Here is a 21,204-nt window from a genome sequence, read left to right as displayed (position 1 = left end):
ACGGGACAATTGCGCATGACTTTGGTGGATGCCTTCGACCTCAAGATCCTGAGTGCGCTCCAGGACGACGGCCGCCTCACCAACCAGGAACTGGCCGACCTCGCGGGACTCTCGGCCTCGCAATGCTCGCGGCGACGGATGCGGCTGGAGGAGGAGAAGGTGATATCAGGCTATCACGCCGATCTCTCCAGCGAGGCCCTCGGCTTCGGCGTGGTCGCCTTCATCCAGGTGACGCTGGCGACGCACTCGCCGGACAATTCGAAACGGTTCCGAGCGCTGGTCAATCGAATCGACGAGATCCAGGAGGCCTATTCGCTCACGGGCGACGCCGACTATGTGCTGAAAGCCGTGTTGCGCGACCTGAAGGGACTCTCCAATCTCGTCAACGACGTGCTGATGCCGCACCAGAGCGTGGCGCATGTGCGCTCATCGATCGTGCTCGACAGGCTGAAGGAAAGCACGCGTCTGCCGCTGAAAGAAATCAAACCCGGCTGAAATCGAGGGAAATCCGGCATTCGCGTTGCGCGCGCGATCTGCGATGATCCCCGCCAAATCTGCGGAGACTGAGCCATGGCCCTCCAGCTTCGACCGAACTGCGAATATTGCGACCGCGACCTGGCGCCAAACGCAACCGATGCGCGGATCTGCTCCTATGAATGCACGTTCTGCGCCGACTGCGTGGAGACGAAGCTCTCCAACGTCTGCCCGAACTGCGGCGGAGGTTTTGCGCCGCGACCGATCAGGCCAACGCAGCAATGGCGACCGGGCGTGTGCACGAGCAACCAGGCGCCGTCGGACAAGCGGGTGCATCTGAAGTACAGCCTGGAGGACGTCGCGGCGCATTGCGCGCGGGTCAAGGATGTACCGCCGGAGAAGCGGTGAACTCTCTCCACGTCATTGCGAGGAGCCCTTGCGACGAAGCAATCCAGACTGCCGCTGCGGAAAGACCCTGGATTGCTTCGCTTCGCTCGCAATGACGGAGGATGTGGATACAGTGTCCCATCACTCCCCTGCCATTACTCCGCCGCCAGAATCGTCCCCTCGACCTCCCCAAACCCGACGCGATAGCCTTCGCCCTGACACCAGCCGCGCATGACGAGGCTGTCGCCGTCTTCCAGGAATGACCGCTTGATGCCGCCGGGCAATTCGACCGGCTCGGTGCCGTTCCAGCTGATCTCCAGCAGGCTGCCGCGCTGGTTCTTCTCCGGGCCGGAAATGGTGCCGCTGCCCAGGAGATCTCCGACATTCATGGCGCAGCCGGAGGAGGCGTGGTGCATCAGCTGCTGCACCGAGGACCAGTACATGTACTTGAAATTGGTACGGCTGATACCGGCCGGCACGTTGGCTCCGGCGGCACGCAAGGAGACGTCGAGCGCCAGATCGTAGTTCTGCGGCTTGCCCTGCTTGAGGTAGTCGAGCGGCACCGGCTCCTGCTCCGGCCCGCTCAGGCGAAACGGCTCCAGCGCCTCGCGCGTCACCACCCACGGGCTGATCGAGGTCGCGAACGCCTTGGCGAGGAACGGGCCGAGCGGCACATATTCCCATTGCTGGATATCGCGCGCGCTCCAGTCGTTGAGCAGCACGAAACCGAAGATCATCTCCTCAGCTTGCTGCTCCGTGAGCATCCCGCCCATCGGCGACGGCTGCCCGACCACCACGCCCATCTCCAGCTCGAAATCGAGCCGCTTGCACGGTCCGAAGCTCGGCGCCTCCACATTCGGCGGCTTGAGCTGCCCGCGCGGGCGCTTCACCTTGGTGCCGGAGACCACGACGGTCGAGGCACGGCCGTTGTAGGCGATCGGCATATGGAGCCAGTTCGGCTGCAGCGCATTGTCCTTGCCACGGAACATCACGCCGACATTGGTGGCGTGTTCTTTCGACGAATAGAAATCGGTGTAGCCGGAGACTGCAAATGGCAGATGCAGTTTCGCATCGCGCATCGGCACCAGAGCCTGCTTGCGCAACTCCTCGTTGTCGCGCAGTTCTGGATGATCGTGGCGCAGCAGCTCGCTGATCCGCGCCCGCGTCTTCGTCCAGACCTTTGGCCCCAACGCCATGAAAGCATTGAGCGACGGCGTCGAGAACACGCCGAGCGGGCCGACGTCGAGCCGCGAATCCTGCTCGAGCTCCCAGAGATCGAGCACGTAGTTGCCGATCGCCACGCCGACGCGGGGAGTCGGATTGGCCGCGGTCGAGAACACGCCGTAAGGCAGGTTCTGGATCGGGAAATCGGAGGCGGGATCGACGTCGATGAAGGAGCGGAGGCTGGGGTAGTTGGGGTGCGTTGTCACTTTTCGCCAGTCCTTTTTCCTTCTCCCCTTGTGGGAGAAGGTGGCGCGAAGCGCCGGATGAGGGGTTGTATCGACAATTGATACTGCGAGAGGCTCATGTGGGGAGAGAGACCCCTCACCCGTCTCGCCGCTATGCGGCGAGCCACCCTCTCCCACAAGGGGAGAGGGTAAGAAGGCTACGGCTTGCTCGGATCGAACCGCTTTTCCAGACCCTTCCAGCAATCCGCGTAGTCGTCCTGCAACGTCGCGGAATTCGCGGCGTGCGCGGTGACGCGCTGCGCGTAGCGGGTCTCGAACATGAAAGCCATGGTGCCGGTCAGCTTCACCGGCTTCAGCTCGCCATTACTGGCGTGCTCGAAGGCATCGCGATCGGGGCCGTGCGGCAGCATGCAATTGTGCAGGCTCATGCCGCCCGGCACGAAACCTTGCGGCTTGGCGTCGTAGACGCCGTAGATCAGGCCCATGAACTCGCTCATGATGTTCATGTGATACCACGGCGGGCGGAAGGTGTTGTCGGCGACCATCCAGCGCTCGGGGAAGATCACGAAATCGATGTTCGCCGTGCCCGCGGTCTCCGACGGCGAGGTCAGCACGGTGAAGATCGATGGATCGGGATGATCGAAGCCGATCGCGCCGACCGGCGAGAAGCTACGCAGATCATATTTGTACGGCGCGTAATTGCCGTGCCAGGCGACGACGTCGATCGGCGAGTGGGGCAACTGCGTCTTGAACAGCGCACCGCCCCACTTCACGAACAGCTCAGTCGGCGTGTCCTTGTCCTCGTAGTGCGCGACCGGTGTCAGGAAGTCGCGGGCATTGGCGAGGCAGTTGGCGCCGATCGGCCCGCGCTCCGGCAGCGTGAAGGCGCCGCCGTAGTTTTCGCAGAGATAGCCGCGCGCCGGCCCGTTCGGAATCTCGACGCGAAATTTGACGCCGCGCGGCATCACCACGATCTCACCGGGCTCGGCATCGATGCGACCGAACTCGGTGACGATGCGAAGATTGCCCTGCTGCAGCACGAACATCAGTTCGCCGTCGGCATTGTAGAAGTGCTGGTCCACCATCGACTTGGTGATGAGATAAACATGCGCGGCCATGCCAGCCTGGGTGTTGACGTCACCGGCCGTCGTCATGGTCTGCACGCCCTGGAGGAATGTCATGTCCTCCTTCGGGATCGGCGCCGGATCCCAGCGCAATTGCGCGATCGGCAGATCGTTTTCATGGCACGGTGCCGAGCGCCACAGGCCGCCGTCGGCCTTCTCGAAGCGACCCGAATGTTTCACCGACGGGCGAATACGATAGAGCCAGGAGCGCTCGTTGCTGCCGCGCGGCGCGGTGAAGGGAGAGCCGGAAAGCTGCTCGGCATAGAGACCGTAGGCACAGCGCTGCGGCGAGTTGCGCCCGATCGGCAGCGCGCCCGGCAGCGCCTCGGTCTCAAAGCTGTTGCCGAAGCCGGACATGTAGCCCGGCATGACCTGGGCCGTGCTGCGAATGATCTGATCGGGCGAGGTATTGATGTTCATGATGATCCTCCTCCTTGCAGGGCGGCCCACATCTCCTGGTCGCGCTTGTCGGTCCAGATCACGGGGTCGTCGATTCCCGACGCCTCGTCATAGGCACGCGACACGTTGAACGGCAGACAGTGCTCGTAGATGGCGAAGCTCGAAAATTTCGGATCCATGACCTCGCGCGTAGCGGCCATCGATTCCTTCAGCGTGCGGCGCTTGGCCACCGAGATTTCGGCGGCACCGTAGAGCGAGGTGACGAAGTCGCGCGTCATCGCGATGGCTTCGCGCACCGTGGCGACACCCTTCAACGCATCGCCGCGGCCCGGCGCGATCGCCTTTGGATTGAAGTTGCGGATCTCGTTCAGCGTCAGCGGCCATTCGCGCAAATGCGCGTCGCCGCAATAGCAGGCCGAGTGGTATTCGATCAGGTCACCGGAGAACATCACCTCGGCATCGGGCACCCAGGCGACGATGTCGCCCGAGGTGTGGCCGGCGCCAAGCTGCATCAGGCGCACCTCGCGCTTGCCGAGATAGATCGACATCTCGCCTTCGAAGGTCAGCGTCGGCCAGGTCAGGCCGGGAATGCTTTGGGCGTCCTGAAACAGGCGCGGAAAGCGGCCATACTCGGAATCCCAATCCTGCTGGCCACGCTCCTCGATCAAGCGATAGGTCTCCTGCGAGGCGACGATGCCCTGCGCCTTGTAGGCGGAGGCACCGAGCACGCGCACGGCGTGATAATGCGACAGCACGACATATTTGATCGGCTTGTCGGTGACGGTACGGACGCGCTCGATCACCTTGTTGGCCATCGCCGGCGTCGACTGGGCGTCGAACACCAGGCAGCCGTCGTCGCCGACGATGATCGCGGTGTTCGGATCGCCCTCCGCGGTGAAGGCGTAGAGATCGGTGCCAATCTCGGAGAAGGTGATCTTCTTCTCGGAGAGGTCGCCGGTGGATGCGAAGTTCTTCGCCATCAATTCGTTCCTTTGGACATTATTGCTGTTGTTGCTGTTGCTGCTGCTGGCCGTCGATCATGCGCCGCTTGGCGAGCAGGATCGCCTCTCGCAGCACGTCGATATCGCCGATATGGTTGGCAAGGATCAGCACCAGCGCCGAGTCGAAATCGGCGCTTTGCTCGTCGGTGAAGCCACGATGCGCCTCCACGATGGCGCGAAAGGCGTCGTCGGGTCGCGCGAAGTTGGAGCTGGTCGAGAGCGGCATGCGAATCCTCAATTCAAGCCAATCCTGAATTCACGCCTTGGGCCCGCGACAGCGCCGCCGCGACGCCAGCGCGCGTGGGGTGGCGGAAGCGCGCTGCAACGTAGCCGTCCGGCCTGAGTAAGTAGGCTGAGCCTGGTTCCGCATCATAGCGCTTTGCGGTGAGCCCCGACGGATCTGCGAGCCCGTCCTCACCGCCGATGCAGATGTCCTTCACACCAACAGGCGCCTCAATCGCCGCGCCATTGCTGAACGACAGCAAAGTGAAATCCGTCCCACCCTTGCGGAACGCATCCGTCAAATAGCCTTGCTCGCCCGCGCGCGTCGTAACGGGAGCATCGAGCATCGAGCAACCCGGGAGCGGGCCACCGCGCCACGCATCCGCATCGGGCGATGACAGCGGCGAGTCATAGCTGCACGGCACCGAGAGCCGCCCGCCATTGACCATGCGCTTGCCGAACTCCGTTTCCTTGGCCAACGACAGCACCGCCTTGCGCAGCCGCGCTTCCTGATGCGAGTTCGGCGCCATGAAGTCGGTCGAGCGGGTGGATTCACGGATGTTCTCGTCGGCCGCCAGGCTGCGCTCAACATGATAACTCTCGAGCAGGCTCGCGGGTGAGGCGCCGCGCAGCACGCGGTCGAGTTTCCAGGAGAGGTTTTCGGCGTCCTCGAGTCCCGAATTGGCGCCGCGCGCGCCGAACGGCGAGACCTGGTGCGCGGAATCGCCTGCAAAGATCACGCGGCCATGGACGAAGCGGTCCATCCGCCGGCACTGGAATTTGTAGAGCGAGATCCACTCGAACTCGAACTTGTCGTGGCCGAGCATGCGCGCAATCCGCGGCCGCACGTTCTTGGGCTTCTTCTCGACGATGGGGTCGGCATAGCGATTGAGCTGAAGGTCGATGCGCCAGACATCGTCAGGCTGCCTGTGCAGCAACGCCGACCGCCCGGCATGAAACGGCGGATCGAACCAGAACCAGCGCTCGGTCGGGAATTCCGCGGTCATCTTGACGTCGGCGATCAGGAACTGGTCCTCGAACACCTGTCCCGCGAAGTCGGCGCCCACCATCTGCCGCAGCGAAGAGCGCGCGCCGTCGCAGGCGACGACATATTGCGCGTGCAGGCGATAGGCGCCCTCCGGCGTCTCGATCGTCAGCGCGACGGAATCGTTGCGGCGCTCCAGCGCCGTCACCTTGTTGCGCCAGCGCAGGTTGATCTCGGGCAGATCGCTGATGCGGTCGACCAGATAGGCCTCGGCGTAATATTGCTGGAGATTGATGAAGGCCGGCCGCTTGTGGCCGTCGTCCGGCAGCAGATTGAACTGGTAGAGCTGCTGCTCGCCGTGGAAGATGCGGCCGACGCTCCAGACCACGCCCTTGTCGACCATGCGGTCGCCGACGCCGAGCCGGTCCCAATATTCCAGCGACCGTTTCGAGAAGCAGATTGCGCGGGAGCCCTCTCCGATGCGATCAGCATCATCCAGAAGGACGACGTGCTGGCCGCGCTGGGCAAGGTCGATCGCCAGCGACAGCCCGACCGGGCCAGCGCCGACGATCACCACGGGATGTTCCGCCGCGCCCTGCCCGGGACGATCCTGATCGGGGTGGCGGCGATAGCCGAACTGGGTTTTGGCCTGATGCGTATTGGCCTGCGCCATGCGCTAACCTCGGCTCTGGTCAGAAGAGGACTGATCTGCTAGATAGTCTCACGTGCAACTATTTTGGACCGGAGCCGGCCGGCCGTCAACTGGAATTCGGAGCGCTCTCCTTGGCGAGGACATCCAGCGACATCGCGCTGAAGACACGTGAGGCCGATGCGGCCTCAGCGCGGCCACAAACACGGCTTGACCTGTTCAGGTTCGTGCCGTTCCGCCTCAACCGGCTCGCGGCGGAGGTCAGCGCCGCTCTTTCGGTCGAATATCAGGAACGCCACGGCCTCGACATCCCGGCCTGGCGCGTGATCGCGACGCTCGGCTTCCGCAACGATGCCTGCAGCGCGCAGTACGTCGCGCAATGCACCCGCACGCACAAATCCACCATCAGCCGCGCGGTGACCATGCTGCTGCAGCACGGTTTGATTGAGCGCGTCGAGAACGAAGCCGATCGCCGCGAATTCCGCCTGCGACTGACGAGGAAAGGCCGCACGCTCTACGAGGAGCTGTTTCCGCAATTGCTGCGGCGGGAAGACGAGATTCTCGCCTGCCTCTCCACGCAGGAGCGCAAACAGCTATCGACGCTGCTCGGCAAGATCGAGCAGAGCCTCGATTTGATCCAGACCAGCGAAGAGGCCGACGCCAAGCAGGCGTATTGATCACTTTGCGAACGATCGCGACGGCGGCAAATGCAGGGCCCAGACATCGCCCTGGTCGCTGGCGCGCGGATAGATTTCCGTCACGATCGGGTCGTGGCCGGGAATGAACCGGTCCGGATGGCCGGCGAGACGCTCAATGGTCTCCCAGCCAACCACCATGTCGCCAACATTGTAGACGATCGGGAATGGGCTCCGGCGCTGGAGATTTGCGTAATAATGCGCGGCATCGGACGCCAGTACCACGGGCCCGCGCGCAGTCTCGACCCTCACCACCTGCAAGCCGTCCGAATGGCCTCCGACGCGGTGCACGGTGACGCCGGGCGCGACCTCGCCGTCGCCGGAATAGAAATTGACGCGCTCGCCATAGACATGGCGGACCATCTGGGTGACGTGCTCGACCGAGAACGGATGTCGCAGCAGTCCGTTGCACATGCAGCGCCCCGTCGCGTAGGCCATCTCGCGCTCCTGGATATGGAAGCGCGCGTTCGGGAAGCGGTCCAGATTGCCGGCGTGGTCGTAATGCAGATGCGTCACGATGATATCGCGAATGCTCGACGCCGCGACACCAAAGCGCTCCAGCGCGTCGACCGGATTGAGCGTCAGCTTGCGGGCCCGCGCGGACGCTTCCTCGGCATTGAAGCCGGTATCGACCAGGATGTCGCGGCCGTTGCCGCGAATCAGCCAGACGAAATAGTCGAGGTCCTGCGCCGCGCTGTCATGCGGGTCGGGCGCGAGGAAGTTCATGTTGGGCGTGCGCGGCGACATCGTCGCGTAGCGCAGGGCGTAGATTTCGTAGGCGTTTCCCATGGTTTTGATCTTGCTCTTTTGTGGATGCACCTTCAGGGCGATCGACCGCACCAAGCCATCGTCCACCGCAAAGGTCAAACACCGCAGGTTGCGAAGGAGGCCCGTCCGCAATGTGAGACCAATCACATTGTTGTCGCCATGGCTGCCCTAACGTGCAGCCGCAATGACAACCAGAATGCATCGCGTGCAATCGTGACCGCCCGTTTATTCCCCCCGCAACATGCCCATGCGTCGCGGTCAATTGTCGCGATCGCGCCGAATCCGCAAGCGGTTGACGCCCCCCTTCCCCGGTTTGATAATGCACATTGCGTAAGTTAAGGTCGCCGCGGCGCAAGCTGGAAACGGCGCCTTTTTGGCTGGATCGCGCTAATTATGAAAATTCGCCTGCTTTTCGTTCTGTCCTTGCTCGTGTCGCTCATCCCGACCGCTCCGTCACTTGCGGCCGGCGATCGCTTTGCGCTGGTCATCGGCAACGCCAAATACCCGGACGCCGACGCTCCCCTGAAGGAACCGCTCAACGACGCGCGCGACGTCGCCGACGAGCTCAAGCGCGACGGCTTTTCCGTCGAGACCGGTGAGAACCTGACCGGTGACGGCATGCGCCGTGCCTTTGACAAGCTCTACGGCAAGATCAAGCCGGGGTCGGTGGCACTGGTGTTCTTCAGCGGCTTCGGCATCCAGTCCGCGCGGCAGAGCTATTTGCTGCCGATCGATGCGCAGATCTGGACCGAATCCGACGTGCGGCGCGACGGCATCAGCCTCGAAACCGTGCTCGGCGAGCTCAACACCCGCGGCGCCGGCGTCAAGATCGCGCTGGTCGACGCCTCCAGGCGCAACCCGTTCGAGCGCCGGTTCCGCAGCTTCTCGGCCGGCCTGACCCCCGTCATCGCGCCGAACGGCACGCTGGTGATGTATTCGGCGGCGCTGGCCTCGGTGGTCTCGGACGCCGGCGGCGAGCACAGCCTGTTCGTCCAGGAACTCCTCAAGGAAATCCGCGTCCCCGACCTGATGGCCGAGGAGACGCTGAACCGCACCAAGATGGGCGTCACCCGTGCCTCCCGGGGCGAGCAGGTACCGTGGATCTCCTCTTCACTGGCCGAGGATTTCTCGTTCATTCCAGGGGCCGGTGGGTCGCGCCCAACAACGACTTCGCCTCCCGCGCCGCCGCCGGTCGTCGCGAACAACCCGCAGCCGGCCCCGCCCGCACCTTCACCGCCTCCGCCGCCGAAACCGGCCGACACAGTGGCCGCGCCCGCTCCGTCACCGAAGCCGCAGGTCGAGGCTGCCTTGCCACCGGCACCACCGCCGCCTCCGCCTGTGATTCCGGCCGATCCCGCGACCGCTCCGAGCATGGAGAGCGGGCCGAGCGCGGCCGTCCTGGCCGAGGACCCCACCATCAAGGGGCTGACCGCCAAGATCGCGGCCAATCCGGATGACGTGAACGCGCTTTACCGGCGCGGTCAGGTCTATGCCAGCAAGGGCGCCTACAGCCTGGCCATCAAGGATTTTGACGAGACGCTCCGGATCAACCCGAAGGACGTCGAGGCTCTGAACAATCGCTGCTGGACCCGCACCGTGGTCGGCGACCTCCAGGGCGCGCTGAAGGATTGCAACGAGGCCCTGCGGCTGCGGCCGAACTTCGTCGACGCGCTGGACAGCCGGGGGCTCGTCAATCTGAAATCGGGGGCGGTGAAGAACGCCATCGCCGATTTCGAGGCCGCCCTGAGGATCAATCCGCGCCTGACCTCCTCGCTGTTCGGACGCGGGATCGCCAAGCAGCGCAACGGCTCGGCGCAGGAAGGTGCGCTCGACATCGCCAATGCCAAGGCGATGGACCCGAACATTGTTCAGGAATTCGCAAGCTACGGAGTGCGTTGATATTTTTTTGAATCGGGGCCGATGTGCCTCGAACCCGCGACGGCCGGGCGAAGACTAATTGAACGGATGCCGCCGCCCGCCTTTTCGGGGCGGCTTACTGCAGGATTTTCGAACCGCGCCAGCTGGCTGCGCAGGAGGGACTGGCTATGAGATTGGCTGCAAAAGGACTTACCGCAATCCTGTCCATCATCACCGTCGGCGCCGCGCTGTCGCTGACGATCCCGCTTGCCTTCGCCGGCGACGACGGCAACAGCAAGAACGTCACCGAGGACGAGATCGTCCGCGCGCTGGCGCCGCCGCCGAAAAAGCCGCTGACGCGCGGCCTCTCGATCGCTCCGCAGGCCGATCCCGCACCGAGTGCGGCTGAGTCCAAGCTGATCCAGTCCGTGCGCGGCCGCTCGACACGCTCGCTTTCGTCGGTCGAGCGTGAAGAAATCGCGTCGGCGGCCAAGGACAAGCCGAACATCGATCTGGAAATCACGTTCGACTACAACTCGGCCAATATCAGCGCGAAATCGCTTGCCTCGGTCCAGGCGCTCGGCCGCGCGCTGACCAGCCCCGACCTGAAGGGCTCGACCTTCGTGGTCGCCGGCCACACTGACGCCGCCGGCGGCGAGAGCTACAATCAGGACCTGTCGGAGCGCCGCGCGGATTCGATCAAGCGCTATTTGGTCGACAAGTACAGCATCTCCGCGACCGACCTCGTCACCGTCGGCTACGGCAAGAGCAAGCTGAAGGACCCGGCCCAGCCGATGGCCGAGGTCAATCGTCGCGTGCAGGTCGTCAACATGGAAAACAAGACCACCGCATCGAAGTGAGCACGACGTAATCCTTTGAAGTGACAAGTCGTGATGTGGTGTAAAGTCTTGCTTCCAGCGCGCGTCCCGCAGGCTTGCGGGACGCTGCTTCATTTCAGGAAAACGCTCTCCATGGGCCGCGCGCGGATGGCCGTGAGCCAGGCCAGGACGATCCGGCAATGAACCTCTCCCAATATCTCAAGCCGGCGGGAACGGTGGTCTTCGTCGTCGCGCTCGGCGTCGGCTATTATCTGTTCGAGCACCGGCATCGCGCCGAGCCCAAGGAAACGCCGAGCGAGGCCCTGGTCATCGTAACCAAGTCGACCAATGCCTGCTTCTCGGACTTGGTTCGGGTGACCGGCTTCTTCGTGCCGCGCCGCGAAGCCGTGGTCGTCGCCGACCAGGAGGGATCCAGGGTCACCGACCTCTTCGTCACCGAGGGCACCCTCGTCACCGACAATCAGGAGCTGGCGCGCCTGACCGCACCGCCCCAGATCCCGGGCCAGCCGCAGCGGCCCGGCCCGCAAGGTCCGGTCTCCCTGAAGGCCTCTGCGCCGGGTCTCGTCACCGAGGTCCGCACCATCGTCGGCGCGCCGGCCTCGCCGCAGGCTGGCCCGATGTTCCGAATCGCCGTCAACAACGAAATCGAGCTGGACGCGCAGGTCCCGGCGGTGCACATGGCCAAGCTCAGCTCCGGCGCGACCGTTCGCATCAGCCGCGACGACGCGCCCGATCTGATCGGGCGGGTCAGGCTGGTGGCGCCCGAAATCGATCGCGCCACCCAGCTCGGCCGCGTGCGCATCAGCGTCACCAACAATCCCTCGCTGAAAGTCGGCGTGTTCGCCCGCGCCTCGATCGACGCCAAGCGAAGCTGCGGCGTCGCGGTTCCCAAGACCGCGATCGACCATCTCACCGTGCAGGTCGTCAAAGGCAACATTGTCGAGACGCGCAAGGTACGGGTCGGGCTGTCGTCGGACAGCGCGACGGAAATCCTGGAGGGCCTCAACGTCGGCGAGATCGTCGTCGCCGACGCCGGCTCTTCGCTGCATGACGGCGACCAGATCAAGACCATGTTCGCTGATGAACTCGATCGCACGCGGGTACGCTGATGGCTCTCAATATCTCGGCATGGTCGATTCGCAATCCGCTGCCGTCGGTCGTTTTTTCCATCATCCTCCTGATCCTCGGCTGGGTGTCGTTCACCAAGCTCGCGGTGACGCGGCTACCCTCGGCCGACATTCCCGTGATCTCGGTCGCGGTATCGCAGTTCGGCGCAGCACCCGCCGAGCTCGAATCCCAGGTCACCAAGACGGTTGAAGACGCCGTCTCCGGTGTCGAAGGCGTGAGGCACATCACCTCGCAGATCACCGACGGCCTGTCGGTGACGACGATCCAGTTCGCGCTGGAAACCAACACCGACCGCGCGCTCAACGATGTCAAGGACGCGGTGACGCGCGTGCGCTCCAATCTGCCGCAGAACGTCACCGAGCCCCTGATCCAGCGCGTCGACGTCATCGGCCTGCCGATCGTCACCTACGCCGCGATCTCGCCCGGCAAGACGCCGGAGCAGCTCTCCTATTTCGTCGACGACGTGGTCAAACGCGCGCTGCAGGGCGTGCGCGGCGTCGCCCAGGTCGAGCGCATCGGCGGTGTCGAGCGCGAGATCCTGGTCTCCCTCGATCCCGACCGGCTGCAGTCGATGGGGCTGACGGCCGTCAATGTCAGCCAGAGCCTGCGCGGCACCAATGTCGACGTTGCCGGCGGCCGGGCCGAGATTGGCAAGAACGACCAGGCGATCCGCACCCTCGCCGGCGCCAAGACGTTGAGCGACCTTGCCGGCACCATGATTCCGCTGTTCGGCGGCGGCGAGGTCCGGCTCGACGATCTCGGCACCGTGACCGACACCATCGCCGACCGCCGTACCTTCGCCCGCTTCAACGGCGAGCCGATCGTCGCGCTCGGCATCAAGCGCTCAAAGGGTGCCAGCGACGTGAAGGTCGCCGAGGCGGTACAGAAGCGCATCGACACGCTCAAGGCTACTTATCCCGACGTCGACCTGAAGGTGATCGACACCTCGGTCGAATATACCAATGGCAATTACCACGCGGCGATCTCGACCCTGTTCGAAGGCGCCATCCTCGCCGTCGTGATCGTGTTATTGTTCCTGCGCGACCTGCGCGCCACCATCATCGCCGCGATCTCGCTGCCGTTGTCGATCTTCCCGGCATTCTGGGCGATGGACCTGCTCGGCTTCTCGCTCAACCTCGTCAGCTTCCTCGCCATCACGCTGTCGACGGGTATTCTGGTCGACGACGCCATCGTCGAGATCGAGAACATCGTCAGGCACATGAACATGGGCAAGTCGCCCTATCGTGCCGCCCTGGAAGCCGCCGACGAGATTGGCCTCGCGGTGATCGCGATCTCGCTGACGATCATCGCGATCTTCGCACCCGCGAGCTTCATGTCGGGCATCGCCGGACAGTTCTTCAAGCAATTCGGCATCACCGTCTCGGTGCAGGTGTTCTTTTCGCTGCTCGCGGCGCGCTTCGTCACGCCGGTGCTCGCCGCCTACTTCCTCAAACATGGCAATCACCAAGAGCCGCCGCCCGGCCGCGTGCTGCGGTCCTATCACAGGCTCGTGGCCTGGTCGGTGAAGCACTATTTCATCACGGTGCTAGCCGGCTTCGGCGTCTTCGCCGCCTCGATCTGGAGCATCACGCTGCTGCCGCAGGGTTTCCTCCCGGCGCAGGACAGCTCGCGCTCGCTGGTTGCGCTCGAGCTGCCGCCGGGCACGCAGCTCGCCTACACCGAAAAAGTCACCGAGGACATCGTGGCGCGCCTGCGCAAGCGGCCCGAGGTGAAAAGCATCTTCGTCGACGGCGGCCGCGTTCCACCCGGGACCCAGGAAGTCCGGCGCGCCGCTTTGATCATCAACTACACGCCCAAGGACAGCCGCGACATCACCCAGCGCGAGCTCGAATTCTCGATCAGCCAGGAGCTGGAGAACATTCCAGACATCCGCTTCTGGTTCCTCGACGAGAACGGCCTGCGCGCCATCTCGCTGGTCGTGACCGGCGCAGACGCCAACATCGTCAACAACGTCGCCAGCGAACTCGCGACGCAGATGAAGCGGATTCCCACCATCTCCAACGTGATCTCGGAAACCACGCTGGAGCGGCCCGAGCTGCGCGTCGAACCGCGCGCCGATCTTGCCGCACGGCTCGGCGTGTCGACCGAAAGCCTGTCGCAGACCATCCGCGTGGCCACCATCGGCGACGTCGGCCCCGCGCTCGCCAAGTTCGACGTCGGCGACCGTCTGGTGCCGATCCGCGTGCAGCTCGAGGATGCCGCGCGCGGCAATCTGAAGACGCTCGAACAGTTGCGCGTGCCGCTCGGCGAGCACGGCGAGAAGGGCGGCGTGCCGCTCTCCGTCATCGCCGACGTCAAGCTCGACCAGGGTCCGACCAGCATCAACCGCTACGATCGCGAGCGACAGGCGACCGTCGCGGCCGATCTCGTCGGCTCCGCCGCGCTCGGCGACGCCACCAAGAAGATCTACGACCTGCCGGTCATGAAGAGCCGGCCGAAGGGCGTGAAGGTCTCGCCCTCCGGCGATGCCGAAAGCCTGAACGAACTGTCCGAAGGCTTTGCCACCGCGATCACGGCGGGCCTGATGATGGTCTACGCCGTGCTAGTGCTGCTGTTCGGCACCTTCCTGCAGCCGATCACCATCCTGTTCTCGCTGCCGCTCTCGATCGGCGGCGCGATCGCGGCGCTGCTGATCACCGGCAAGCAGCTCACGACGCCGGTGTGGATCGGCATCCTGATGCTGATGGGCATCGTCACCAAGAATGCGATCATGCTGGTGGAATTCGCCATCGAGTCCATTCACGCCGGCACACCGCGCGAAGAAGCCATGATCGACGCGGGCATGAAACGCGCTCGTCCGATCGTGATGACCACGATCGCGATGGCCGCGGGCATGATGCCAAGCGCGCTCGCGGTCGGCGCCGGCGGCGAGTTCCGCTCGCCGATGGCGCTCGCGGTGATCGGCGGCCTGATCTTCTCGACCATCCTGTCGCTGGTGTTCGTGCCCGCGATGTTCATGGTGATGGACGATCTCGGCGCGCTGATCTGGCGCTTCGCCAAGCGGCTGGTCGTGCACAGCGAAGATGCGGAGGGCGCCGGTCACCACGGAGCTGCGCCGGCGGGAGCGGCACCAGCGCCGAAGAGCATCGTGCACCCCGCGGCGGAGTAGCTATGGCACAAGCGTCAAGTACACAAGGCAGTTCAGCGAGCGCCATCCGCGAACCCGACATAGCGGAGGATCGTCTTCGCTACCAAGCATTCAGACGTACCGGTCGTGCTGTGCCGATCGAGGCCGTTAAAGCGTGGGTTGCGAGTTGGGACTCTTCTGACGAACTCCTTCGCCCCGATTGTAGCGACCCAGCCTAACGGCCCCCTACTCGTTCCGCGCGATCGCCGTCAGCTTGGTCATGTTCCGCAGCAGGATGCGGCCGCGCTGGAGATCGAGGATCGCTTCCTTGCGCCAGGCCTGAAGCTGGCGGTTGACGCTCTCGCGGGCGGCGCCGACGAAGACGCCGAGTTGCTCCTGCGAGATGTGCACCTCCGAGCCGAAATCGGCGGCGAGCGCGCAGAGGCGCCGCGCGAGACGAACCGGCAGCGGCTGGAGCATGGACTCTTCCATGCGCTCGCTCTGCCAGCGGATGCGCTGGCACAGCAGCGCGATGATCTTGATCCCGACCTTCGGCTCGCGTTCGAGGAAAGCGAGAAAGTCTTCGCGCCGCAGCACGAACAGCTCGCTGGCTTCGCCAGCGGTCGCGTCCGCAGTGCGGCTCTGGCCGTCCAGCACCGCAACTTCGCCGAACAGGTCGCCCGGCCCCATGAAGTTCAGCGTCAGGCGGCTGCCGTCGGAGGCACCGGTCTCGATGCGGACCTGGCCACGGCGCACGCCGAACAGCGCATCGCCCGCGTCGCCCTTCTGGAATAGCACCTCGCCGTTCCCCAGATGCTGGGTGTGGCAGAGATTTGCCAGCCGCTGGAGCTCGTCTACGCCGAGATCGGCGAACATCGCATTCATCTTGAGGATGACCGCAAATTCGGCCTGCTTGCTCATTTCAATGTCCTTGTGAATTTCGTTGGCAAATCGCTTGGAACCATCAACATCAGGATCGCGTAAAACCACGCCGGGGAAGTGTGCCATAAGTCACATAACTTTGCAGCACCCCCAGACTATTTTTACGTGCTTGGAGCCGCTTCCCGTCCCGGGATAAACTCAGGCGTAAAGGACGCGTGCAAATGACGGTCATCTGCCGGATTCGACGCCGGTTGTCCGCCGCTGGAAAGTCGACATGAGAGCCGTGAAATTCGCCGGCGCGGCGGTGGCCGCAATCGTCATCGTGATCGCACTCCTGCTGGTGGTCGGGATCCCCTCGGGCTTCCTGACGTCGACGATTGCCTCGCGGGTCGAGAGCGCGACCGGCTATCGCTTGTCGATCGACGGCACCATCAGAATCAGCCTGTGGCCGACGCTGAACGTGACGCTGAACGACCTCGCGCTTGCCGACCCCAAGGACCGCAGCGGCATCACCCGCCTGACCATCGACAGCGTGCAGGCCGACATGTCGCTCTCGAGCGTCTGGTCGGGCCGCCCGAAGATCAGTGAGCTCGTCGTCACCCATCCCGTGCTCTACCAGCCGCTGCTGCGCGAGCGCCTGCCGAATGCCGGCGGCACATCGAAGCCGGTCGCGCTCGATACCGACGGCGCCGCCATCGACCGCATCAAGGTCACCGATGGCGAGATCGCATTCGCGCGGGTGCGCGATCGCGTCGAGAGCCGCATCGGCGCGGTCAATGCCGATGCGATCGTCGGTCGCGACCGCAAGATCAGCATCACCGGCACCGCACGGGTCGGCGAGCATCCGACCAAGTTCGACATCAAGGCGACCACGCCGGCGCCGCCGGCCGACCGCCCGACCATTCCGGTGGATTTCGCGATCGACATGCCGGATGTGCTGAAGTCCCGGCTCGCGGGCCATGCCGAGATGCGGCTGAGCGGCGATGTCGTGATGATCAACGGCCTGAATGGCACGCTCGGCTATGGCGCGTTCAACGGCTGGGCCTCGGTCGATATCGCGAGCAAGCCTCTGGTCAAGGTCGATCTCGACTTCCAGCGGCTTGCGATTCCGCTGGCAAAATCGCCGGAAGGCGCGTCCGGGCAACCCTGGAGCGATGCGCCGATCAACGTGTCCGGGCTCAACTATGTCGATGCGCAAATCAGGATCTCCGCGCACGAGGCAGTGATCGGCGATGCGCGTCTCGCGCCGCTGGCGGTTGATGCAAAACTCGCCGGCGGCGTGCTGAAGGCCGGCACCGCCAATCTCGGCGCCTATGGCGGCCAGGTCTCGGGCGAATTGATCCTGGATGCGACCAGCGGCGCGCCGAGCTTTGCGATGCATTCCGACCTCGCCGGCGTGCGCGCGCTGCCGCTGCTCCAGGGCCTCGCCGAATTCGACCGGATCGACGGCAAGCTGCAGGCCAAGCTCGCGCTGCGCAGCGCCGGCACCAGCCAGCGCGCGCTGATGGCGAACATGCAGGGCACGGCCTTCGTCAATTTCCAGGATGGCGCCATTCGCGGCATCAACGTCGCGCAGATGATCCGCTCGCTGACCTCGGGCACGTTGTCCGGCTGGCAGGCAAACCAGGACAACGGTCGGGAGCAGAGCACGGATTTGTCGCAGCTCTCGGCGTCGTTCCGGATCGACAAGGGCCAGGCGGTGACCACCGATCTCAGCCTGACCGGACCGCTGGTCCGCGTGACCGGTGCCGGCACGATCGCACTCGACACCAAGATGATGGGCTTTCGCGTCGAGCCGAAGCTGGTGATGACGACCGAAGGCCAGGGCCGCGCCGCCGAGCCGGTCGGCTTCGGCATTCCCGTGATGATCCAGGGTACCTGGTCGCAGCCGCGGATCTATCCTGACATGGCCGGCATGCTCGACAATCCGGACGCCGCCTATGCCAAGCTGCGCGAGATGGGCAAGGGCCTGTTCGGCGCTGATGGGGCTGGGCTCGGCAATATTCTGGGAAGCCTTGGCCTCGGGGGAGCCACCGCGCCGGGTGGCGGCAATGCGACCGGCAATGCCAATCCGCAAACCCAGCAGCCCGGACAGAACAACCCGCTCGGCGGCCCCTTGGGCGAGGCGATAGGCAATCTGATCCAGCAGGGACTTTCCGGTGGCGCGGGAAACGGCACTGGGACTGCCACCGGCACCGGCACTGCCGCCGGCCGCAGCCGCAGCCTGCCTGCAGCGCCATCCACATTGATGCCGCAAGCTTCGCCAACGTCCCCCGGCCTGGAGGACCCGCCGGCGGCGCAGCAGGACAGCCAGCCGATGAACGACGTGCTGCGGCAGCTCTTTAACCGATGATTGCAGGACCAAAGCGCTGGACTCCCAGCCCTCCCTTGCCAAGCCATCCCCTTACATCGGCTGGCCCGGCGGCGGCTTCCTCCAAACGGATGAGACTGCGACAATTCATCATGCTTCCGCCTGCCCAGCGTCCAGGCGGGTAACCACACCGGCCGGTCAGGCGGCCCCGACCAGTCCCTTCACAGTCCGTTGGACCAAATTGTGCTAGAAGGCTCGCAGGGTCCGTCAGGCCCGTAGCGCCGGCGCCGATGGCGGCGCGAGAGGATCGGGATGGCAGGAGCGAGCGACAAGACACGGTTTCTGCGCGAGGGTCTGTTCGCCAAATACGTCGTCTCTCTCGTCGGCCTCGTCGTGTTCGTGCTCGCCGTCAACGGCGCGATGGAGAGCTGGATCTCCTACCGCGCCACCAAGACACAGCTGACCGACGGTCTCGAGGACAAGGCGCAGGCTGCCGCGCGGCGGATCGAGCAGTCGATCTCCGAGCTCGAGCGCCAGATCAGCTGGGTGACGCGGGCGAGCCAGGACACGCTCGAGAAGCGCCGCGCCGACTACGCCCAGCTGCTGCACCAGGTCTCGGTCGTCAACCAGCTGTTCCAGCTCAACGGCGACGGCCGCGAGGTGCTGCGCGTCTCGCGCCAGTCGACCACGACCGGCAGCAATGCCGACCTCTCCCGCGACATGCGCTTCACCGACACCGTCGCCCGCGGCGTCAGCTACGCGCCGGCCTGGTTCTCCGACCGAACGCCGTTCATGTCGATCTCGGTGGCGCATTCCGGTTTTAACGCCGGCGTCACCGTGGCCGAGCTCGACCTCAGCTTTCTCTCCGAGTACCTGTCCGACGCCCAGGTCGGCAAGGCGGCCTTCGCCTATGTGGTCGATCCGCGCGGCCGCGTGCTGGCGACGTCGTCGAAGGGCCCCGAAGTCGGCAAGGACCTGTCGAAGCTGCCGCAGGTCGCGGCTGCGGTCGCACCGGGCCACGAGCCCGACAGCTCGGGCACCGACTTCAACGGCCATGCGGTGATGAGCGCGGCGAGCACCGTGCCGAAGCTCGGCTGGAGCGTGATGTTCGAGCAGCCGACCACGCAGGCCTTGATGCCGATCCGCGACCAGCTGGTGCGCATTGGGCTGCTGATCGGCATGGGCCTGCTGGTCGCGATCCTCGCCGGCACGCTTCTGGCGCGCCGCATGATCATCCCGATCACGGCGCTACGCGACGGCGCGCACAAGCTCGGCGAGGGTGATTTCAGCCATCGCATCGAGGTGCACACCGCGGACGAGCTGGAAGATCTCGCCGGCCAGTTCAACCGCATGGCCAGCCAAATCCAGGAAACCTATTCGGACCTGGAGACCAAGGTCGAGGAGCGCACCCGCGATCTCGCGCAGTCGATCAACGAGCTCAAGGTGCTGGAAGAGGTCGGCCGCGCGGTCGCAGCCTCTCTCGATCTCAACGCCGTGCTGCCGACTATCGCCGCGCGCGCGATCGAGATCACCCATGCCGACGCCGTGCTGATCTACGGCTATGACGCCGAGGCGCGCCGCTTCAATCTGGTCGAGGCCAACGGCATCGACAAATCCGCCGACGGCGCCCATGTCACCATCGACGAAGGCCAGGATATCCTGAGCGATGCGGCCGGGAGCGGCGAACCGATCGCGATTTCAGATCTCGACCAGGCCTCCGAGCAGCCGCTGCGCGACGTCGCGATCGCGGCCGGCTTCCATTCGGTGCTGGTGGTGCCGCTGGTGGATCAGCAGGGCACGCTCGGCTCGCTGGTGGTGCTGCGCCGCGCCGGCGGCGAGTTCGCTCCAAGCATCATCGGCCTGATGCGCACCTTCGCCAACCAGGCCGTGCTGGCGATGCGCAATGCGCGGCTGTTCACCGAGGTCGACCACAAGGGCCGCGAGCTCGCGGCGGCGCACGAAACCGTGCAGCAGCAGGCCGCCAAGCTCCAGGAGCAGACCGAGCAGCTGCGCAACTGGAATCGCTCGCTGGAAGAGCGGGTCGAGAAACAACTCGGCGAGATCGGCCGCATCAAGCGGCTCGAACGTTTCCTCGCCCCGCAAGTCGCGCAGCTGATCGCCTCGTCCGACGGCCACGACGCACTGCTCGACAGCCACCGCCGCGAGGTCACCGTCGTGTTCTGCGATTTGCGCGGCTTCACCTCGTTCACGGAGGCGACCGAGCCGGAAGAGGCGATGAACGTGCTGCGCGAATATCACGCCGCGCTCGGCGAGCTGATCCACCGCTATGAAGGCACGCTCGACCGCTTTGCCGGCGACGGCGTGATGATCCTGTTCAACGCGCCCATTCAGTTCGCCGACCATACCAAGCGCGCGGTGAAGATGGCGGTCGAGATGCGTGATGTGATTGGCCATTTGACCGAGAAGTGGAAGAACCGCGGCCACTCGCTCGGCTTCGGCGTCGGCGTCGCCATGGGCTACGCCACGCTCGGCCAGATCGGCTTCGAGCAGCGGCTCGAATATGCCGCGATCGGCAGCGTCACCAATCTCTCATCGCGCCTCTGCGACGAAGCCAAGGCCGGTCAGGTCGTCGTCAGCCGCCGCGTCTACGGCATGGTCGAGCCCTGGGTCGAAGCCCGCGCACTCGACGATCTCGTGCTCAAGGGCTTCAACCACCCGGTGCTTGCGATGGAGATCCTGTCGTGGCGCGAGGAGGTCGAGAACGTGGTGGATGCCGCCGCGGCAAGGCGGCGCGGGTAGCCCAAACAAAAAACTGCGAAAACAACCCCATGCACAGTAGCCGGGGCCTGCAAGATCAATGGGTTACGCGGGCACGGAATTGGCCGGAAGCCGTTTGACTCGTCGGGCAAAACACCGGCAGGATAGCATCATCCCCACGAACCACATCTCTCGTCCTCGCGACTAACGATCGCCTCCGCGTCGAGGCGAAAGTTCGGATGGAGCCGACCTGTGGCGCTTGCCTTGC

The 21,204-nt window shown here is 64.8% G+C and carries 16 protein-coding genes; 9 read left to right on the top strand and 7 right to left on the bottom strand.

The features are described from left to right. Window positions 1-15 precede the first annotated feature (15 nt). Together IVB45_RS01385 and IVB45_RS01380 are read left to right on the top strand one after the other, a co-directional pair. Window positions 16-495, top strand: a complete 480-nt coding sequence (locus IVB45_RS01385) for an Lrp/AsnC family transcriptional regulator (RefSeq protein WP_247363147.1) — start codon at window positions 16-18, stop codon at window positions 493-495. 75 nt (window positions 496-570) lie between these two features. Continuing rightward, entirely contained in the window at window positions 571-882 is a 312-nt protein-coding gene (locus IVB45_RS01380) for a DUF1272 domain-containing protein (protein ID WP_247363148.1), read from the top strand. 134 nt (window positions 883-1,016) lie between these two features. Here the strand turns inward: IVB45_RS01380 and fahA are convergent, their stop codons facing one another. The 5 genes from fahA to IVB45_RS01355 form a co-directional block, all read right to left on the bottom strand. Next, window positions 1,017-2,291, bottom strand: a complete 1,275-nt coding sequence (fahA, locus tag IVB45_RS01375; RefSeq protein ID WP_247363149.1) for a fumarylacetoacetase — start codon at window positions 2,289-2,291, stop codon at window positions 1,017-1,019. 176 nt (window positions 2,292-2,467) lie between these two features. Further along, window positions 2,468-3,814 carry a homogentisate 1,2-dioxygenase gene (gene hmgA / locus IVB45_RS01370; RefSeq protein ID WP_247363150.1) on the bottom strand — a complete coding sequence of 449 codons (1,347 nt, stop codon included), beginning with the start codon at window positions 3,812-3,814 and terminating at the stop codon, window positions 2,468-2,470. Next, entirely contained in the window at window positions 3,811-4,773 is a 963-nt protein-coding gene (locus IVB45_RS01365; RefSeq protein WP_247363151.1) for an MBL fold metallo-hydrolase, read from the bottom strand. The genes hmgA and IVB45_RS01365 overlap by 4 nt, the downstream gene beginning before the upstream one ends. Before the next feature lie 19 nt (window positions 4,774-4,792). Then, the gene (locus IVB45_RS01360; protein WP_247363152.1) at window positions 4,793-5,020 is read right to left on the bottom strand and encodes a DUF2783 domain-containing protein; all 228 of its coding nucleotides are present in this window, start codon (window positions 5,018-5,020) and stop codon (window positions 4,793-4,795) included. Between the two features lie 13 nt (window positions 5,021-5,033). Then, window positions 5,034-6,674 carry an FAD-dependent oxidoreductase gene (locus IVB45_RS01355; protein WP_247363153.1) on the bottom strand — a complete coding sequence of 547 codons (1,641 nt, stop codon included), beginning with the start codon at window positions 6,672-6,674 and terminating at the stop codon, window positions 5,034-5,036. 110 nt (window positions 6,675-6,784) lie between these two features. On the opposite strand from IVB45_RS01355, the gene IVB45_RS01350 reads away from it, so the two are divergent. Beyond that, entirely contained in the window at window positions 6,785-7,327 is a 543-nt protein-coding gene (locus tag IVB45_RS01350; protein WP_247363154.1) for a MarR family transcriptional regulator, read from the top strand. Here IVB45_RS01350 and IVB45_RS01345 read toward each other — a convergent pair whose 3' ends face one another. Further along, complete coding sequence (locus tag IVB45_RS01345; protein ID WP_247363155.1) at window positions 7,328-8,134, bottom strand: N-acyl homoserine lactonase family protein; 807 nt, start codon at window positions 8,132-8,134, stop codon at window positions 7,328-7,330. A gap of 372 nt (window positions 8,135-8,506) precedes the next feature. On the opposite strand from IVB45_RS01345, the gene IVB45_RS01340 reads away from it, so the two are divergent. The 4 genes from IVB45_RS01340 (at window position 8,507) to IVB45_RS01325 (ending at window position 15,067) form a co-directional block, all read left to right on the top strand. After that, window positions 8,507-10,012 (top strand): caspase family protein, encoded by a 1,506-nt coding sequence (locus IVB45_RS01340; protein ID WP_247363156.1) that lies wholly within the window; start codon window positions 8,507-8,509, stop codon window positions 10,010-10,012. A gap of 146 nt (window positions 10,013-10,158) precedes the next feature. Then, window positions 10,159-10,830 (top strand): OmpA family protein, encoded by a 672-nt coding sequence (locus IVB45_RS01335; RefSeq protein WP_247363157.1) that lies wholly within the window; start codon window positions 10,159-10,161, stop codon window positions 10,828-10,830. Window positions 10,831-10,988: 158 nt separating this feature from the next. Continuing rightward, window positions 10,989-11,918 carry an efflux RND transporter periplasmic adaptor subunit gene (locus IVB45_RS01330; RefSeq protein WP_027515083.1) on the top strand — a complete coding sequence of 310 codons (930 nt, stop codon included), beginning with the start codon at window positions 10,989-10,991 and terminating at the stop codon, window positions 11,916-11,918. Continuing rightward, window positions 11,918-15,067 carry an efflux RND transporter permease subunit gene (locus tag IVB45_RS01325; protein ID WP_027568340.1) on the top strand — a complete coding sequence of 1,050 codons (3,150 nt, stop codon included), beginning with the start codon at window positions 11,918-11,920 and terminating at the stop codon, window positions 15,065-15,067. The genes IVB45_RS01330 and IVB45_RS01325 overlap by 1 nt, the downstream gene beginning before the upstream one ends. Window positions 15,068-15,271: 204 nt before the next feature. On the opposite strand, the gene IVB45_RS01320 is transcribed toward IVB45_RS01325, so the two are convergent. Then, the gene (locus IVB45_RS01320) at window positions 15,272-15,946 is read right to left on the bottom strand and encodes a Crp/Fnr family transcriptional regulator (RefSeq protein WP_027568341.1); all 675 of its coding nucleotides are present in this window, start codon (window positions 15,944-15,946) and stop codon (window positions 15,272-15,274) included. Window positions 15,947-16,181: 235 nt separating this feature from the next. Between IVB45_RS01320 and IVB45_RS01315 the strand changes: the two genes are divergently transcribed. Continuing rightward, window positions 16,182-18,260, top strand: a complete 2,079-nt coding sequence (locus tag IVB45_RS01315; protein WP_247363158.1) for an AsmA family protein — start codon at window positions 16,182-16,184, stop codon at window positions 18,258-18,260. A gap of 270 nt (window positions 18,261-18,530) precedes the next feature. Next, entirely contained in the window at window positions 18,531-20,978 is a 2,448-nt protein-coding gene (locus IVB45_RS01310; protein WP_247363159.1) for an adenylate/guanylate cyclase domain-containing protein, read from the top strand. Window positions 20,979-21,204: the final 226 nt, after the last annotated feature.

This window comes from Bradyrhizobium sp. 4 (genome assembly GCF_023100905.1).
Taxonomy (GTDB): Bacteria; Pseudomonadota; Alphaproteobacteria; order Rhizobiales; family Xanthobacteraceae; genus Bradyrhizobium.
The sequence above is the reverse complement of the archived record's forward strand: the minus strand, read 5'-3'. Positions and strand labels throughout refer to the sequence as shown.

Coding starts and splice junctions, on each gene's coding strand:
- IVB45_RS01340 (WP_247363156.1), top strand. CDS start 8,507: ATGAAAATTCGCCTGCTTTTCGTTCTGTCCTTGCTCGTGTCGCTCATC.
- IVB45_RS01325 (WP_027568340.1), top strand. CDS start 11,918: ATGGCTCTCAATATCTCGGCATGGTCGATTCGCAATCCGCTGCCGTCG.
- IVB45_RS01335 (WP_247363157.1), top strand. CDS start 10,159: ATGAGATTGGCTGCAAAAGGACTTACCGCAATCCTGTCCATCATCACC.
- IVB45_RS01320 (WP_027568341.1), bottom strand. CDS start 15,946: ATGAGCAAGCAGGCCGAATTTGCGGTCATCCTCAAGATGAATGCGATG.
- IVB45_RS01310 (WP_247363159.1), top strand. CDS start 18,531: ATGGCAGGAGCGAGCGACAAGACACGGTTTCTGCGCGAGGGTCTGTTC.
- IVB45_RS01380 (WP_247363148.1), top strand. CDS start 571: ATGGCCCTCCAGCTTCGACCGAACTGCGAATATTGCGACCGCGACCTG.
- IVB45_RS01330 (WP_027515083.1), top strand. CDS start 10,989: ATGAACCTCTCCCAATATCTCAAGCCGGCGGGAACGGTGGTCTTCGTC.
- hmgA (WP_247363150.1), bottom strand. CDS start 3,814: ATGAACATCAATACCTCGCCCGATCAGATCATTCGCAGCACGGCCCAG.
- IVB45_RS01360 (WP_247363152.1), bottom strand. CDS start 5,020: ATGCCGCTCTCGACCAGCTCCAACTTCGCGCGACCCGACGACGCCTTT.
- IVB45_RS01315 (WP_247363158.1), top strand. CDS start 16,182: ATGAGAGCCGTGAAATTCGCCGGCGCGGCGGTGGCCGCAATCGTCATC.
- IVB45_RS01355 (WP_247363153.1), bottom strand. CDS start 6,674: ATGGCGCAGGCCAATACGCATCAGGCCAAAACCCAGTTCGGCTATCGC.
- IVB45_RS01385 (WP_247363147.1), top strand. CDS start 16: ATGACTTTGGTGGATGCCTTCGACCTCAAGATCCTGAGTGCGCTCCAG.
- IVB45_RS01365 (WP_247363151.1), bottom strand. CDS start 4,773: ATGGCGAAGAACTTCGCATCCACCGGCGACCTCTCCGAGAAGAAGATC.
- IVB45_RS01345 (WP_247363155.1), bottom strand. CDS start 8,134: ATGGGAAACGCCTACGAAATCTACGCCCTGCGCTACGCGACGATGTCG.